The organism is Cupriavidus sp. HE11 (assembly GCF_056097175.1).
In genome coordinates this window covers 2,362,906-2,378,238 of the sequence record NZ_CP184464.1, presented here as the reverse complement: position 1 = coordinate 2,378,238, position 15,333 = coordinate 2,362,906, and the positions used below count along the sequence as shown (strand labels likewise).

At 67.2% G+C, this 15,333-nt stretch carries 13 protein-coding genes; 9 read left to right on the top strand and 4 right to left on the bottom strand.

Annotated features, from left to right (window positions below; all coding sequences use genetic code 11):
• Positions 1-480: 480 nt before the first annotated feature.
• The 6 genes from ACOABP_RS11045 to ACOABP_RS11020 all read left to right on the top strand — a co-directional run bounded on the left by ACOABP_RS11045 (position 481) and on the right by ACOABP_RS11020 (position 6,209).
• Positions 481-1,377, top strand: a complete 897-nt coding sequence (locus tag ACOABP_RS11045; protein ID WP_474225019.1) for an AAA family ATPase — start codon at positions 481-483, stop codon at positions 1,375-1,377.
• A gap of 1 nt (position 1,378) precedes the next feature.
• Entirely contained in the window at positions 1,379-2,638 is a 1,260-nt protein-coding gene (locus ACOABP_RS11040; protein ID WP_474225018.1) for a vWA domain-containing protein, read from the top strand.
• Entirely contained in the window at positions 2,629-3,213 is a 585-nt protein-coding gene (locus ACOABP_RS11035) for a CoxG family protein (protein WP_474225017.1), read from the top strand. The genes ACOABP_RS11040 and ACOABP_RS11035 overlap by 10 nt, the downstream gene beginning before the upstream one ends.
• Entirely contained in the window at positions 3,186-4,235 is a 1,050-nt protein-coding gene (locus ACOABP_RS11030; RefSeq protein WP_474225016.1) for an XdhC family protein, read from the top strand. Before ACOABP_RS11035 ends, ACOABP_RS11030 begins: the two co-directional genes overlap by 28 nt.
• Entirely contained in the window at positions 4,232-4,837 is a 606-nt protein-coding gene (locus ACOABP_RS11025) for a nucleotidyltransferase family protein (RefSeq protein ID WP_474225014.1), read from the top strand. Before ACOABP_RS11030 ends, ACOABP_RS11025 begins: the two co-directional genes overlap by 4 nt.
• 203 nt (positions 4,838-5,040) lie before the next feature.
• Positions 5,041-6,209, top strand: a protein-coding gene (locus ACOABP_RS11020) for an IS3 family transposase (RefSeq protein WP_474224667.1) whose coding sequence is annotated in 2 segments (ribosomal slippage) — positions 5,041-5,308 and positions 5,308-6,209 — 1,170 coding nt in all. Because the reading frame shifts where the segments join, the coding sequence is not laid out codon by codon here.
• A gap of 47 nt (positions 6,210-6,256) precedes the next feature.
• Here the strand turns inward: ACOABP_RS11020 and ACOABP_RS11015 are convergent.
• Genes ACOABP_RS11015 through otsB form a run of 3 tightly spaced genes read right to left on the bottom strand, consistent with a single transcriptional unit; the run spans position 6,257 to position 10,345 of the window.
• A complete protein-coding gene (locus ACOABP_RS11015) occupies positions 6,257-7,651 on the bottom strand; it encodes an alpha,alpha-trehalose-phosphate synthase (UDP-forming) (RefSeq protein WP_066739538.1) in 1,395 nt (464 codons plus the stop codon).
• Between the two features lie 31 nt (positions 7,652-7,682).
• Positions 7,683-9,548: a glycoside hydrolase family 15 protein gene (locus ACOABP_RS11010; protein WP_474225013.1), complete on the bottom strand. Its 1,866-nt coding sequence runs from the start codon at positions 9,546-9,548 to the stop codon at positions 7,683-7,685.
• Positions 9,545-10,345, bottom strand: a complete 801-nt coding sequence (gene otsB / locus ACOABP_RS11005) for a trehalose-phosphatase (protein WP_474225012.1) — start codon at positions 10,343-10,345, stop codon at positions 9,545-9,547. The genes ACOABP_RS11010 and otsB overlap by 4 nt, the downstream gene beginning before the upstream one ends.
• A gap of 188 nt (positions 10,346-10,533) precedes the next feature.
• Between otsB and ilvA the strand changes: the two genes are divergently transcribed.
• Together ilvA and queF are read left to right on the top strand one after the other, a co-directional pair.
• Positions 10,534-12,069 carry a threonine ammonia-lyase, biosynthetic gene (gene ilvA / locus ACOABP_RS11000; protein WP_474225011.1) on the top strand — a complete coding sequence of 512 codons (1,536 nt, stop codon included), beginning with the start codon at positions 10,534-10,536 and terminating at the stop codon, positions 12,067-12,069.
• An 8-nt stretch (positions 12,070-12,077) separates the two neighbouring features.
• A complete protein-coding gene (queF, locus tag ACOABP_RS10995) occupies positions 12,078-12,911 on the top strand; it encodes an NADPH-dependent 7-cyano-7-deazaguanine reductase QueF (protein ID WP_474225010.1) in 834 nt (277 codons plus the stop codon).
• A 66-nt stretch (positions 12,912-12,977) separates the two neighbouring features.
• On the opposite strand, the gene ACOABP_RS10990 is transcribed toward queF, so the two are convergent.
• Entirely contained in the window at positions 12,978-14,402 is a 1,425-nt protein-coding gene (locus ACOABP_RS10990; protein WP_474225009.1) for a carbohydrate porin, read from the bottom strand.
• A 249-nt stretch (positions 14,403-14,651) separates the two neighbouring features.
• Between ACOABP_RS10990 and ACOABP_RS10985 the strand changes: the two genes are divergently transcribed.
• On the top strand, positions 14,652-15,326 hold the full coding sequence (locus ACOABP_RS10985) for a TetR/AcrR family transcriptional regulator (RefSeq protein WP_474225008.1): 675 nt from the start codon (positions 14,652-14,654) through the stop codon (positions 15,324-15,326).
• Positions 15,327-15,333: the final 7 nt, after the last annotated feature.

The following is a 15,333-nucleotide window of genomic DNA, read 5'->3' as shown; positions in this document are numbered from 1 at the left end:
CGTGCCGGATCACACCGACGGCTGCGTCCGCCGCTTTGGTTTGCCCCCCTCTCCTGCCTGCGGGAGTGGGGCCAGGCGAGAGAGCTCGACCTGTCAGGCGCCGCCGTGCCGGATCACACCGACGGCTGCGTCCGCCGCTTTGGTTTGCTCCCCTCTCCCGCAAGGCGGGAGAGGGGCCGGGGGAGAGGGCACGGCCTGTCAGGCGCCGCCGTGCCGGATCACACCGACGGCTTCGTCCGCCGCTTTGGTTTGCTCCCCTCTCCCGCAAGGCGGGAGAGGGGCCGGGGGAGAGGGCACGGCCTGTCGGGCGCCACCGTGCCGGATCACACCGACGGCTTCGTCTGCCGCTTTGGTTTGCTCCCCTCTCCCCATGAGGGGAGAGGGAGCCGAGACACTACTGTCTGCGTTCATCTGGGCGCAGTTGGCGGCGGTGGCCGTTAAACAACCACGAGCTTCGTTAATTTGCTTGCTGCTGTGACAATGCTCCCGACTTCCATCGACCAGACCCTTGCCCGGCTCGAAGCCCAGCAGTACTTTGCCGATCGCGAGACCGCCACCGTGCTGTACCTGGCCCTGCGCATGCAGCGGCCGTTGTTCCTGGAAGGTGAGCCCGGCGTGGGCAAGACGGCGCTGGCGCAGGCCATGGCCGGCATGCTCGGCACGCGCCTGCTGCGCCTGCAGTGCTATGAGGGGCTCGATGCCGCCAGCGCGCTCTACGAGTGGGACTACCCGCGCCAGATCATGGCGCTGCGGCTGGCCGAAGCGCGCGGCGAGCGGCCCGAACAGCAATCGCTCTATCACGACGACTACCTGCTCAAGCGGCCGCTGCTCGAAGCGCTGCTGCCGGACCCCGCCAGTCCCGATGTGCCGCGCGTGCTGCTGATCGACGAGATCGACCGCGCCGACGAGCCGTTCGAGGCCTTCCTGCTCGAAGTGCTGTCCGAGTACCAGGTGTCGATTCCCGAAATCGGCGTGATCCGCGCCGAGCGGCCGCCGCTGATCGTCATCACGTCGAACCGCACCCGCGAGGTTCATGACGCGCTCAAGCGCCGCTGCCTGTACCAGTGGATGGGCTACCCTGGCCGCGACCGGGAGCTGCAGATCGTGGCCGCCCGCGCACCCGAGGCCGCGGTGGCGCTGCAGCAGCAGGCGGTGGACTTCATTCACCGGCTGCGCGGCATCGACCTGTTCAAGGCGCCGGGCATCGCCGAGGCCATCGACTGGTGCCGGGCGCTGGCCGCACTGGGCGTGACCGAACTCGATCCGCAATCGGTGCGCAACACGCTGGGCGTGCTGCTCAAGTACCAGGACGACCTGGCGCGGGCCGATGGCCCCACCATCGCGGAACTGCTGGCCGGCGCCGCGCCGGCGGGCTGACATGAAGCCGGACATGCTGCAGGACGTGCCGCCCCGCCCCATCGCATTGCCGATGCTGGCGCGCAACGTCACCCACTTCACGCGGCTGTTGCGCGATGCCGGTTTTGGCCTGTCGCCCGCCCATGCCGTCGACGCGCTGGAGGCACTGCGCCATGTCGATATCGGCGCGCGCAGCGAAGTGCGTGCCGCGCTGGCCGCGCTGATGCTGTCCGGCCCCGACCAGCGGCCGCTGTTCGATGCCGCTTTCGACCTGTTCTGGCGCGACCCCGACTGGGAAGGCAAGCTGCGCGCGATGCTGCTGCCGCGCGTGGATGCCGGGGCGCCCCCGCCCAGGCGCAGCAATCGCCTGGCCGATGCGCTGGCGGCCCGCCAGCCGGCCGCGGCAAGACCAGACCAGCCGATGCGCGAGGAGCGCTTCACGGCGCCGCTGACGTTCTCGGACCGCGAGCGACTCGCGAGCCGCGACTTCGAGACGCTCTCGGCCGACGAGTGGCGCGCCCTGCAGCATCTGGTGCGCACGCGCCGCGCCCACCTGGCGCTGCAGCGCACGCGCCGGCTGCGGCCTGCCATGTGCGGCACCCGTGCCGACCTGCGCGCCAGCGCACGGCTGGCCGTGCGCCAGCATGGCGAATGGCTGCGCTGGAAGTACCGCAAGCACGCCGAGCGCAAGCCGCCCGTGGTGCTGCTGCTCGACATCTCGGGCTCGATGAGCCAGTACTCGCGCGCCGTGCTGTACTTCTGCCACGCGCTGATGCAGTCGCGCGAGCGCATGCACGTGTTCCTGTTTGGCACGCGGCTGACCAACGTCACCCGGGCGCTGCGCGAACGCGACCCCGACGATGCCGTGACCCTGATCACCGAACAGGTGCGCGACTGGGCCGGCGGCACCCGCATTGGCGCGGCGCTGGCGGCCTTCAACCGGCAGTGGGCGCGCCGCACGCTATCTGGCCGCGCCACCGTGCTGTTCGTCAGCGATGGCATCGACCTGGAGCACATCGACCTGCTGGAACGGGAGATGGCCCGGCTGCGCCGCTTCGCGCACCGCATCGTGTGGCTCAACCCGCTGCTGCGCTACGCGGGCTTCGCGCCGCAGGCCCGGGGCATCCAGGCCATCCTGCCGCATGTGGACGCGCTGCGCCCGGCACACAACCTCGACAGCCTGCTGGCGCTGGAAACCCTGCTGGCGGACACCGGCCGGCCGCCGCCCATGCCACCGGACAGACCAACCGCCCCCCGACAAGGAAATCCGCCATGGAAATGAACCAGACCCAGCGCCTGCCCGTGCCGCAAGAGGTGGCATGGGAGGCGCTGAACGACATCGCCCTGCTCAAGCAATGTATTCCCGGATGTGAGAGCATCGAGCCCGATGGCGAAAATGCCTACCAGCTTGCGCTGACCGCCGCCGTGGGGCCGGTCAAGGCGCGCTTCAAGGGACGCATGGCCCTGCAGGACATCCAGGCGCCGCAAAGCTACACGATCCAGTTCGACGGACAGGGTGGCGCGGCCGGCTTCGGCAAGGGGTCCGCCAAGGTCACGCTGGCCCCCGAAGGCGACGAGACGCTGCTCACGTACGTGGTGCAGGCGCATGTGGGCGGCAAGATCGCGCAGATCGGCTCGCGCCTGGTGGATGCCGCCGCGCGCAAGATGGCCGATGCATTTTTCGCGCGCTTCACAGAGGCCGTGGGCGGCAGCCCTGGCGATGCGCAAGCGCCGGACAGTGACAACAACGACAACACCCAGAGCAACGGGGCCACCGGAGACGGCGACGAAGGCGGTGGCGAGGATCAGACGAAGAAGCGGAAAAGATCATGGACAGCGTGGATCTCGAAGTCCTGAAGAGCAGCGTGAAGTGGCAGCACGAAGGACACAACGTATTGCTGGTGACGGTGGTCAGGACATGGGGCTCGTCGCCCCGGCCTGAAGGCGCGATGCTGGCGGTGCGCGACGACGGCCTTGTGGTCGGCTCGGTCTCGGGCGGATGCATCGAGGACGACATCATTTATCGCGTACACAAGGAAGGCATCAAGGCGACACGCCCCGAAGCCATGAAGTACGGCATCAGCGCCGAGGAGGCGCATCGCTTTGGCCTGCCTTGCGGCGGCACCATCGAACTGGTGGCCGAGCCGCTGGCGCCGCACAGCGGCATTGCCGAGCTGCTGCAGGCCGTGGAAGGCGGCCGGCTCGTGGCACGCTCGCTGGACATGGCCAGCGGCCGGGCCACGCTTGGCCATGCCGTGGCAACCGACGGCCTGACGTTCGACGGCCAGACGCTGCTGACCATCCACGGGCCGCGCTATCGCATGCTGGTGATCGGCGCGGGCCAGTTGTCGAAGTACCTGTGCCAGATTGCCGTGGGCCTGGGCTTCCAGGTCACCGTCTGCGATCCGCGCGAGGAATACACCGAGACGTGGGATATCCCCGGCGTGACAATGGTGCGCACGATGCCCGACGACACGGTCGAGGCGATGAAGCTCGACGAGCGCTGCGCGGTGATCGCGCTCACGCACGACCCCAAGCTGGACGACCTGGCGCTGATGGAAGCGCTGCGCACGCCCGCGTTCTACGTGGGTGCGCTGGGGTCGCGCCGCAACAACCAGGCGCGGCGCGAGCGGCTCAAGGAGTTCGACCTGACCGACCTGCAGCTTGCCCGGCTGCACGGCCCGGTAGGCATCTACATCGGCAGCCGCACGCCGCCCGAGATCGCGATCTCGATCCTGGCCGAGGTGGTGGCCGCCAAGAACCACGTATCGCTGCCCGACATCCTGCAGGTGGAAGGCGCCAAGGCCGCCCGCGAAATCGCGGCCGGCGAAGCCGAGTGTCCGATTCTGCCCGGCGGTGTCCCCGCCGCCCAGTCATGAGCAAGTCCACCCGCGCCCCGCTGATCCTGAGCGACCTGCCCACCGGCATCCTGCTGGCCGCCGGCTTCGGCCGGCGCTTCGACCCCGCCGGCCTGCGCAACAAGCTGCTCGAAACGCTGCCCGATGGCCGCACCGTGGCCTGGCGCAGCGCGCGCACGCTGGCGGCCGGGTTGCCCAACTCGATTGCCGTGGTGCGTCCCGGCATGCCGGAGCTGGCCGAGGAACTGCGTCGCGGCGGCTGCAAGGTAGTGGAAGCCCCGGAGGCCGAGGCCGGCATGGGCGCGGCACTGCGCGCGGGCGTGGCGGCCTGTGCCGATGCGCGCGGCTGGGTGGTGGCACTGGCCGACATGCCGTGGCTGTCGATGGAACTGGTGCGCGCGGTGGCCCTGACGATCACCTCGCGCGACACCATTGCCGCGCCGTGGCGCGACGGCCAGCGCGGCCACCCGGTGGGATTCGGTGCGGCGTGGAAAGACGAACTGCTGAAGCTCGACGGCGACGAGGGCGCGCGGGCCCTGCTGAAGTCACAGCCGGTCACGCGCATCCTGACCGAGGACGACGGCGCGTTCCGGGATATCGACCTGCCAAAGGATCTTCACTGACTGGCAGTCTTCGCCCCTCTCCCGCCTGCGGGAGAGGGGCGGGAGAGAGGGCGGGCCGCTCCAAATGCGACGGGTCGGCAAGCAGAACCTCAACGCCCTCTCCCCCAACCCCTCTCCCATTGCATGGGAGAGGGGAGTGTAGTGGTCCAATTTCCTCAGACAGGTCGATAGGTGGAAAATCACGATCGACGAGGAAAGACGACATGACAAAGCAACGCCGCAAGTTTGACGCTGCCTTCAAGCTGGAGGTAGTCCGGATGATCCGGGATCAGGGCCTATCGGTCGCCGAGGTTTGCCACACGATGGCGATTGGCGAGACCGCCTTACGGCGCTGGCTGGTCCAGTACGACCTTGAAGTGGCTGGCGGCAAGGGAGTGGGCAAGCCGCTGACGCCTGAGCAGCAGCGCATTCGCCAGCTCGAAGAGGAAAACCGCCGCCTGAAGGAGGACAACCTGATCCTAAAAAAGGCATCGGCCTTCTTCGCCCGCGAACTCAAGTGATCTATCGAGTGGTTAGCGGATTGCAGAAGGAGGCGATCGCCATCAGTCGGGCATGCCGGGTGCTGGGCGTGAGCCGGGCGGGGTATTACGCGGCCGGGCGAGAGCCTGCCACCAAGGAGAAGGCCTTGCGGCAGGCGGTGTATGTGCGGGCGGCGTTCGAGGCCAGCGGACGTACCTACGGCAGCCGGCGCGTGGCGCAGGATTTGGACAGGCAGGGGGTGAAGATCGGGCGCTATCGGGCCCGCACGCTGATGCGCCAGGAGAATCTGCACCCGGTGTGGAAGCGCAAGTTCGTGGCGACGACTGACAGCCGGCATGGCAGGCCGGTGGCGCCGAACGTGCTGAGCAGGCAGTTCAGGCCCGCACAGCCCAACCGGGCCTGGGTGTCGGACATCACGTATGTGCGCACGGGGGAAGGCTGGTTGTATCTGGCGGTGGTGTTGGACCTGTATTCGCGCAAGGTAGTGGGCTGGGCCAGCGCAGCGGCCATGCCCGCCGCGCTGGTGGCGTCGGCCTTGAAGATGGCCATCCTGCAGCGCAATCCGGCGCCCGGACTGATAGTGCATTCGGACCGGGGCAGCCAGTATGCAAGCGAGGAGTACCAGGGATTGCTGGCGCGCCACGGCCTGGTTTGCAGCATGAGCCGGGCCGGCGATTGCTGGGATAACGCTGTAGCAGAACGCTTCTTCCTGAACCTGAAGATGGAGCGCGTCTGGCAGAGGCGGTACGTCGACCGGGCCGAAGCCCGGCGCGACATCACGCAGTACATCGTGGGTTTCTACAACCCGGTGCGCTTGCATTCGACACTGGGCTACACGTCGCCAACAGACTACGAGGACAAGTTCCAACAGACCACCCTAATACCTGTCTGAAAAAACTTGACCACTACAGAGCAACATCAATCGGGGTAACTACGCCATCAGCCCCCCTCCGTCTCCATCAGCGCCCGCAGGTACTCGCTGCTCCACCAGTGCACGTCCTGCAGCCGGATACGTTCCAGCAGCTTCTGGTGGCGGGCGCGGCGTTCGGACAGCGGCATGTGCAGCGCCTGCTGGATGGCCTGCGCGGTGGCGCGGGTGTCGTACGGGTTCACCAGCAACGCTTCCTTCAGCTGCTCGGCGGCGCCGGCGAAACGCGACAGTACCAGCACGCCCGGATCGTCGGGGTCCTGCGCGGCAATGTATTCCTTGGCCACCAGGTTCATGCCGTCGCGCAACGGCGTGACCAGCGCCACGCAACTCGCGCGGCACAGGCCCGGCAGCCGCCGGCGCGATGTGGACCGATGGATATACCGCACCGGCATCCAGTCGAGCTCGCCGTATTCCCCGTTGATGGCCCCGGTAATGCCTTCCATCTCGCGGCGCAGGTCGGCGTAGGCATCCACCGATTCGCGCGACGGCGCGGCAATCTGGATCAGCGTGGCACTCGACCGGTTTTCGGGGTACTCGGCCAGCAACGTCTGGTACGCCTTGAGCCGTTGCGGCAGGCCCTTCGAATAGTCGAGCCGGTCGATACCCAGCAACAGCCGGCGGCGCGCGTACTGGCCGCGCATCATCTCGTAGGTTTCCACCGCCTCGTCGCCGCGTCCGAGTTCGGCAAATTCGTCGACATCGATGCCGATCGGGAACGCCTGCGCGCGCACCGTCCGGTGGAATGCGCGGAAGCGGTACTCGCCCATCGGCTCCGCGCCGGCCTCGCCCTGCACATAGCGCGAGAAATGGTCCAGGTCGGCCTGGCTCTGGAAGCCGAGCAGGTCGTAGGCAAACAGCGCGCGCATCAGCCATTCGTGCTGCGGGATGGCTGCCAGGATCAACGGCGGTGGCAGCGGCACGTGCAGGAAGAACCCGATGCGCTGGCCGCAGCCGATGGCACGGAGTTCAGCCGCCAGCGGGATCAGGTGGTAGTCGTGGATCCAGATCACGTCGTCTGGCTTCAGCAGCGGCGCCAGCTTGCGCGCGAACAGCTGGTTCACGCGGCGGTAGGCGTTGAGATTGCCACCGGCATCGAAGTCCGCCAGGTCCACGCGGTAGTGCAGCACCGGCCAGAGCACGCCGTTGCTGTAGCCCAGGTAGTACGCGTCATGATCCTCCCGGCACAGGTCCACGGTGGCCAGCGTCACGTTGCCCGCCTGCACCTGGTGCATCTCGCCCTCGCCGGGCGTGCCGCCCTGCGCGGTTTCCAGCACCTTGCCGCTCCAGCCGAACCAGAGGCCGCCCGTCTTGTTGAGCGCTTCGGAAAGCGCCACGGCCAGCCCGCCCGCCGCGTGGTTGCGGGGGTCCGCGACCCGGTTCGATACCGCTACTAGTCTGCCCATATATCGCTTGTTGTTGTTGCAAGTCCTTTCTTCAGATCACGGTGTCCCAGGGTGCCGACAACCGCATGGCACCGTTGATCAGGCCGACCATCGAATAGGTCTGCGGGAAGTTTCCCCACATCTCTCCGGTGACCGGGTGAGTGTCTTCCGACAGCAATCCCAGCGGATTGCGCGCGGCCAGCATGGCCTCGAAAATCTCGCGCGCCTCCTCGCGCCGCCCGATGCGCGCCAGCGCGTCGATGCGCCAGAAGGTGCAGATATTGAATGCCGTTTCGGGCTTGCCGAAATCATCGGGCGCCTCGTAGCGCCGCATGTACGGGCCGTCGCACAACGACTCTTCCAGCGCCTTCACCGTGGACACGAAACGCGGGTCCTTCGGGTCAATGAAATTGACCTCGGCCATCAGCAGCACGCTGGCGTCGAGCTCCTTGCCGCCAAAGCTCTCGGCAAACGCCTGGCGCTTCTCGTTCCACGATTCGTCCAGGATGCGCTGCTTCATGTGGTCGGCATGGTCGTGCCAGTAGGCGGCGCGCGCGGGATGTTCGAGCTTTTCGGCGATCTTCGCCAGGCGGTCGCACGCCACCCAGCTCATCAGCGCCGAGGACGTGTGGATACGTGCCCGCGTACGCAACTCCCACATGCCCGCGTCGGGCGTGCCGAACACGCGCACGGCCTGCTCGCCCACGTCCTCCAGCCGGCGGAACTCGGCGGGGCCGCCGCGATAGAGCAGCCGGTGATCGTGAAAGGCCTGCGCGGCGGCCAGCACCACGTTGCCGTAGACGTCGTGCTGGAAGTGCTCCTGCGCCTGGTTGCCCACGCGCACGGGCCCCATGCCGCGATAGCCGCCCAGGTGATCGAGCATGCTTTCCGGCAGCTCGCGTTCGAGCCCGATGCCGTAGAGCGGCTGGATATGCCCGTCCTGCGACTGCATCACCACGTTGGACAGCCAGCGCAGATAGTCCTCCATGGTGCCGACTTCCGACAGGCTGTTCAGCGCACGCACCACGAAAAACGCGTCGCGCAGCCAGCAGAAGCGGTAGTCCCAGTTGCGGCCGCTGCCCGGTGCCTCGGGGATGCTGGTGGTCATCGCGGCCACGATCGCGCCGGTTTCCTCGTAGAGCGACATCTTCAGCGTGATGGCTGCGCGGATCACGGCATCCTGCCATTCGCGCGGCACGGCCAGCCGGCGGCTCCAGAGCCGCCAGTACAAGGTGGTTTCCTGTTCGAAGTCGCGGGCGATGTCGTCCACCCCATGCGTGAGCGTCTCGTCGGGACCGAGTATGAAGTTGTAGCCGCGCGTGACCAGGAACGGCGTGTTCGACAGCACGTAGGCCAGCGGCGCGTCGGTGGTCAGGCGCAGCGTCATGTCGTCGCCGACAAAGCGCGCATGGCTGCTGCCGCGCGTCACCTGCGGCTTGATGCGGCCCCAGTTGAAGCGGGGCGCCACCGTCACACGCACGCGCGGCGCGCCCCGGATCGGGCGGATGCGTCGCACCAGCGTCAGCGGGCGGAAGTAGCGGCCCAGCCGGAAGAAGCGCGGGCAGAAATCGGTGATCTCCAGGCAGCTGCCGTGCTGGTCGATCAGCCGCGTGCGCAGGATGGCCGTGTTCGGCTCGTACCACTGTGTGGCTTCCTGGAAGTCCTCGATCTCGATATTGAAGTGGCCGGCGTTCTCGCTGGTATCGAGCAGCGCATTGAAGACGGGATCGCCGTCGAAGCGCGGCATGCAGCACCAGACGATACGGCCACGGCCGTCGACCAGCGCCGAGAACGCGCAGTTGCCGATCATGCCGAGCGACAGCGACGGATCGGCCTGGCGGCAGGAGCTGTCCGAATCCGTGTTGACCGCCGGCGCCTCGGTGGCAATGGCGGGGTTGAGGTTGGCAGGGTCACTCACAACGGTTCCTCCCTTGCAGACGATGGGGGTGAGAGGGGATCGGCCGGGTCTTCGCGGCGCGCCATCAGATGGGTGAGCGCGTGCGCGGAGCGATGCAGCCAGTCGCGCAGGACGGCGGGCCCCGCCACGCTGACCGAGGCAGCCGTGGCGCGCTGGCCCACCAGCAGGCCGACGCCGCCCAGTTCGCGCACCACCGTGAAGCCGGCTTCGTCGGTCACGTCGTCGCCGGCAAACAGCGGCATGCGGCCGGCAAACGGCGCCGAGCGCATGAATGTGGCAATCGCCCCGCCCTTGTCCACGCCGGCCGGCTTGATCTCGATGACCATCTTGCCGGGCAGCGCGTCGAGCCCGACCGCATCGCGCAGCACATCGGCCACGGCAGCACGCACCAGCGGCTCCAGCTCCGGCACCTGGCGATAGTGGATGGCGACGGCCACCGACTTGCGCTCCAGCTGCAGCCCCGGATGCCGGAGCACCAGCGCTTCCAGTCTGGGCAGCAGCGGGCCGATGCCTGGCGCGGGCGGCCGGACGATGCTTTCGGCGCCATGACGGAATTCCGCGCCATGCACGCCGGCGGCCGGCAAACGCAGCGGTTGCAGGAAATAGTCGAGTTCGTCCACAGGACGTCCCGAGACGATGGCAAGCGCGCCGTCCAGGCAGGTGTGCAGCGCACGCAGCGTGCCAACCAGCTCGGGCTCCACCTGCACCAGGTCGGGGCGTGGCGCAAGGTCGGCCAGCGTCCCGTCGAAGTCCAGGAACAGCGCGGTGTTGGGTTCGATGAGAGGTAGGGGAGGCATCGCGTGAAACCGTAGCACGCCGATTTGACGAGCGTCCACCGGGCGCTGTCCTACAACAGTGGCCCTTGCGGCACCTGGGGCGCCATCATGCGAAGCTGGGGCCCACATGTGCGTCATCCATTATCATTGGCGGTTTCCGCCGATTTTTCCGGCTTTTTTTGCCACGGCCAGCGTGGCGCCCGCAGACCATGACCCGCACCCCCGCCAAGCCCGACTATTTGAAGAAGATCCTGACCGCCAAGGTCTACGACGTGGCCCAGGAGACCGAACTGACCTACGCCCCCGCCCTGTCGGCGCGCACGAACAACGCGGTCTGGTTCAAGCGCGAGGACACCCAGCCGGTGTTCTCGTTCAAGTTGCGTGGGGCTTACAACAAGATGGCGTCGCTGCGGCCCGAGGAACTCAAGCGCGGCGTGATCGCCGCGTCGGCCGGCAACCATGCCCAGGGCGTGGCGCTGTCCGCCGCCCGGCTGCAGTGCAAGGCCATCATCTGCATGCCCACCACCACGCCGCAGGTGAAGATCGATGCCGTGCGCGAGCGCGGCGGCGAATGGGTGCAGATCGTGCTGCATGGCGAGTCGTACAGCGACGCGTACGTCCATGCCGCCGAGCTGGAAAAGAAGCACAAGCTCACGTTCATCCACCCGTTCGACGACCCCGAGGTGATCGCCGGCCAGGGCACCATCGCCATGGAGATCCTGCGCCAGCACCCGGGCCCGATCCACGCGATCTTCGTCGCCATCGGCGGCGGCGGCCTGATTTCGGGCATTGCCGCCTACGTGAAGGCCGTGCGCCCGGAGATCAAGGTGATCGGCGTGCAGACGTTCGATTCCGACGCGATGAAGCGGTCGGTGGACGCCGGCAAGCGCGTGGAACTGAAGGACGTGGGCCTGTTCTCGGACGGCACCGCCGTCAAGCTGGTGGGCAAGGAAACCTTCCGCATCACGCGCGAGCTGGTGGACGACATCATCCTGGTGGATACCGATGCGATCTGCGCGGGCCTGAAGGACGTGTTCCAGGACACCCGCAGCATCCTGGAGCCGGCCGGCGCGCTGGCCGTGGCGGGCCTGAAGGCCTACGCCGAGCGCGAGAAGCTCAAGGGCCAGCACCTGGTAGCGATTGCCTGCGGCGCCAACATGAACTTCGACCGCCTGCGCTTCGTGGCCGAGCGTGCCGAGGTGGGCGAGGCCCGCGAAGCCGTCTTCGCGGTGACAATCCCCGAGGAACGCGGCAGCTTCAAGCGCTTCTGCGAACAGGTTGGCACCCGCAGCGTGACCGAGTTCAACTACCGCATTGCGGACACCGGCGTGGCGCACATCTTCGTGGGCGTGCAGATCGCCAGCCGCGCCGAAAGCGACAAGATCGCCGCCAACTTCCGCCGCCATGGCTTCGACACGCTGGACCTGTCCAACGACGAACTGGCCAAGCAGCATATCCGCTACATGGTGGGCGGTCACTCGCCGCTGGCGCATGACGAACTGCTGTACCGCTTCGAATTCCCCGAGCGTCCGGGCGCGCTGATGAAGTTCCTGTCGAGCATGAGCCCGAACTGGAACATCAGCCTGTTCCACTACCGGAACCAGGGCGCGGACACGTCGAACATCCTGGTCGGCATCCAGGTGCCGAAGAACGAAAAGCGCGAGTTCCGCAACTTCCTTTCCACGCTTGGCTACGTACACTGGGATGAGACCGACAACCCCGTCTACAAGCTGTTCCTGTCCTGAGACCGACCATGACGCTTCCTGAGCACTCGCCGCTGGGCAAGCCCTCGGCCTACAAGACCGAATACGACCCGACGCTGCTGTTCCCGATTCCGCGCCAGCCCAAGCGCACCGAGATCGGCCTGCCGGAAGGCAAGGCACTGCCGTTCTTCGGCGTCGATATCTGGAATGCCTACGAGGTGTCGTGGCTGAACCTCAAGGGCAAGCCGCAGGTGGCGCTGGCCTCGTTCATCATCCCGGCCGACACGCCGAACATCGTCGAGTCGAAGTCGTTCAAGCTGTACCTGAACTCGTTCAACCAGAGCAAGCTCGCGTCTGCCGAGGCGCTGCAGCAACTGCTGCACCACGACCTGTCCGAAGCCACGGGCGGCACGGTGCAGGTGCGGCTGGTGACCGAATCGGATCTGGGCACGCAGAAGATGGGCGAGCTGGACGGCCTGCTGCTGGACCGCCTGGACATCGAGACCGACGTCTACGAACCCGATCCGACGCTGCTCAAGGCCGACCAGGACGAATCGCCGGTGGAGGAATCGCTGGTGTCGCACCTGCTGAAGTCGAACTGCCTGGTGACCGGGCAGCCGGACTGGGGCAGCGTGCAGATCCGCTATGTGGGTGCACCGATCGACCAGGAAGGGCTGCTCAAGTACCTGATCTCGTTCCGCAACCACAACGAATTCCACGAGCAGTGCGTGGAGCGGATCTTTACCGACGTGATGCGCATGTGCAAGCCGGTGAAGCTGGCCATCTACGCACGCTATACGCGCCGCGGCGGACTGGACATCAACCCGTTCCGCACCAACTTCAACACGCCGTGGCCGGACAACCGGCGCAACGCACGGCAGTAATTTGCGCCTGCGCCGCCTTGCTCCCCGCCTCCGCATGGCGGGAGAGCGGGAGAACACAGGCCCTGCTCAAAACTCCGCGTGCGCGCGGATGCCGTAGAACCGGGCCGGACCACGGTCGCGGTTGTAGCCCGGATTTCGCACGTACTGGAAGTCCGGGCTCAGCGTCAGCGTCTTCCATACCGCCACGCTGTAGTAGATCTCGACGATCTGCTCCGGCCCGTAGCGCAGCGCGCCATCGCCCAGGAAGGCCCCCAGGCCGCCAGCGGCCAGGTAGTTGCGGTGACCCGATCCCAGCATGTTCACGGCCACGGCCAGGCCCACCTCGTCCTTGGGGCGGCCCCAGCGCGCGCCCTTCATCGTGCCGCCTGCCGATACCTGCCGGCCGATTTCGGTAAAGGCATAGGTCTCGGTCTTGTCATCGGACCAGTTGGCACGCAGGAACACGCCGGCGTCGTCCGCCACTTCCTGCAGGAAGGCCAGCCCGACGCCCCACTTGCTGTGCTCGCGGCGCACGTCGGCCACATCGGGCGTCACGCCGTTGGCCTGGCCGAACGCGATGGCGTCGTTGAACGCGCCCATGCGCGCCTTGTTGCGCCATAGCAGCAGGCGCGCCTGACCGGGCCGTTCCGCGATGGTGTAGCGCTTTTCCAGCTCCAGCATCTGGCCGTAGTGCTCGAACAGGCGGGTGTCCAGCTCGCGCCCGTTCGATTCCACCGGCTGCAGGAAATGGCCGACGCGGGCCGACCAGCCATCGCCGATGTATTCGAGCGCCGCGCCCCAGTTATAGCCGCGCGAGTCGGCGGGATAGTCCCACGAGCCGTGCGTCATGAACGACCAGTTCATGAACTGCGTGCGCGGGTCGGACCCATACGGATTCTGGTCGAACACGTCGATCACGCCGAAGTTGCCGGCGGTCAGCATCAGGCGCTGCTTGTCCACCGTACGCGCGAACTGGTTGAAATCGGCGTCCAGTGTCTCTTCGCCGCCGCCCATGCCCCAGTACTGCCGGATAAAGGCGCGGGCCCGATAGACCTTCGGGCTTGTGCTGGCGGTCTTGGCAAGCTCGCCGTTGGTCAGGCCGCCCATGCCGTGCAGCTCGGAGAACGGCACGCCCTGCGCCACTTCGGGGTTGAGGTGGAATTCGGCGCCCTTCCACAGCCGCAGGCCGAGGTCGAGCGTGGCGGTGAAGGAGTAGCTCTTGGCGCGGTCCGGCGTCAGGCTGTTGTCGCCCGAATAAGGGGCGCTGAACGCCGGCTTGCGCTGCCAGACATAGGTGGTCTGGCCGTGGAATGCGAACGGGCTTTCCATATCGTTCACCAGCGGCACGTTTGCGGCCGGCGTATTCACGGCAGCCACGTTCCCAGGCGTCGTTTCCTGCGCGTGCGCCGCCGTCCACGGCAATGCCGTACCCGCCACCATCCAGGCGGCAAGTTGACGGACAAAGCGCGGGCGCGGCCGCAGCAAGGCGGCCAGGAAACGGAAATGCTGCATAGGAAAACCCGGGATGCGGATGCACCACCCACGGGCACCCTTCTTGACTGGCGCGAGCATAGCCAAGCCGACATGACATGTCTACCTCGGTTTGCTGCACAGCAGCATTCCGCCAACGCTTGTTCTATCAACGTTTTGCGGTGACGCAAAGCCGACGTTGTAACCGTCCTTGTATTAATTAATTCGAAAATTAATATTCATCGGAATGCCATCCAATCCCGACCCCGAAGGTCTCCCGGACTGGTTCCGATGCCCAACCGCCCACCGACCGATCCCCCGCGCCGTCCCGGCCGCCCTGCCGCGCAGGCAGCCGACGCCGGCCAGCGCGACCGCCTGATCGACGCCGCCGTCACACTGTTCGCCAGCCACGGCGTGGCGGCGACTTCGACCAAGGCCATCGCCGCCGCCGCCGGGGTCACGCCAGCCCTGGTGCATTACTACTTTCGCGACCGCGACACGCTGCTCGACGCGATCTTCGAAGAGCGGCTCCAGCCCCTGATCGAACACGTGTTCGGTGCGCTGCAGGCCGGGCCGCCAGACCCAATCGCCCGCATCCAGGCGCTGGCCGAGCAGTTGATCCGCACCGCGTCGGCCACACCGTGGTTTCCGGGCCTGTGGATTCGCGAGATCGTCGGCACCGAAGGCCAGTTGCGCGAGCGGCTGCTGCAGCGCGTGGCCCTGCAGCGCGCGCATCTGATCGCCAGCCCGCTGGCCGCCGCCCACGCGCAGGGCCAGCTCAATCCCGGCCTGGCGCCCGCGCTGGTGATGGTGTCGCTGATCGGCCTGACGCTGCTGCCACTGGCCACCACGCATATCTGGCGGGCCCTGCCAGGCGCCGCCGACATCGACACCGACACGCTGGTGCGCCACGTCACCGCCCTGCTGGGTCACGGGCTGTCCGTGCCGCCCAGGAACCCTGCCTGAACCCGAT

What these genes read in the sequence shown, in the direction of transcription:
- ACOABP_RS11025 (WP_474225014.1), top strand. Translation starts at nt 4,232, where the DNA reads ATGAGCAAGTCCACCCGCGCCCCGCTGATCCTGAGCGACCTGCCCACC.
- queF (WP_474225010.1), top strand. Translation starts at nt 12,078, where the DNA reads ATGACGCTTCCTGAGCACTCGCCGCTGGGCAAGCCCTCGGCCTACAAG.
- otsB (WP_474225012.1), bottom strand. Translation starts at nt 10,345, where the DNA reads ATGCCTCCCCTACCTCTCATCGAACCCAACACCGCGCTGTTCCTGGAC.
- ACOABP_RS11035 (WP_474225017.1), top strand. Translation starts at nt 2,629, where the DNA reads ATGGAAATGAACCAGACCCAGCGCCTGCCCGTGCCGCAAGAGGTGGCA.
- ACOABP_RS11045 (WP_474225019.1), top strand. Translation starts at nt 481, where the DNA reads ATGCTCCCGACTTCCATCGACCAGACCCTTGCCCGGCTCGAAGCCCAG.
- ACOABP_RS11015 (WP_066739538.1), bottom strand. Translation starts at nt 7,651, where the DNA reads ATGGGCAGACTAGTAGCGGTATCGAACCGGGTCGCGGACCCCCGCAAC.
- ACOABP_RS11030 (WP_474225016.1), top strand. Translation starts at nt 3,186, where the DNA reads ATGGACAGCGTGGATCTCGAAGTCCTGAAGAGCAGCGTGAAGTGGCAG.
- ACOABP_RS10985 (WP_474225008.1), top strand. Translation starts at nt 14,652, where the DNA reads ATGCCCAACCGCCCACCGACCGATCCCCCGCGCCGTCCCGGCCGCCCT.
- ACOABP_RS11040 (WP_474225018.1), top strand. Translation starts at nt 1,379, where the DNA reads ATGAAGCCGGACATGCTGCAGGACGTGCCGCCCCGCCCCATCGCATTG.
- ACOABP_RS10990 (WP_474225009.1), bottom strand. Translation starts at nt 14,402, where the DNA reads ATGCAGCATTTCCGTTTCCTGGCCGCCTTGCTGCGGCCGCGCCCGCGC.
- ilvA (WP_474225011.1), top strand. Translation starts at nt 10,534, where the DNA reads ATGACCCGCACCCCCGCCAAGCCCGACTATTTGAAGAAGATCCTGACC.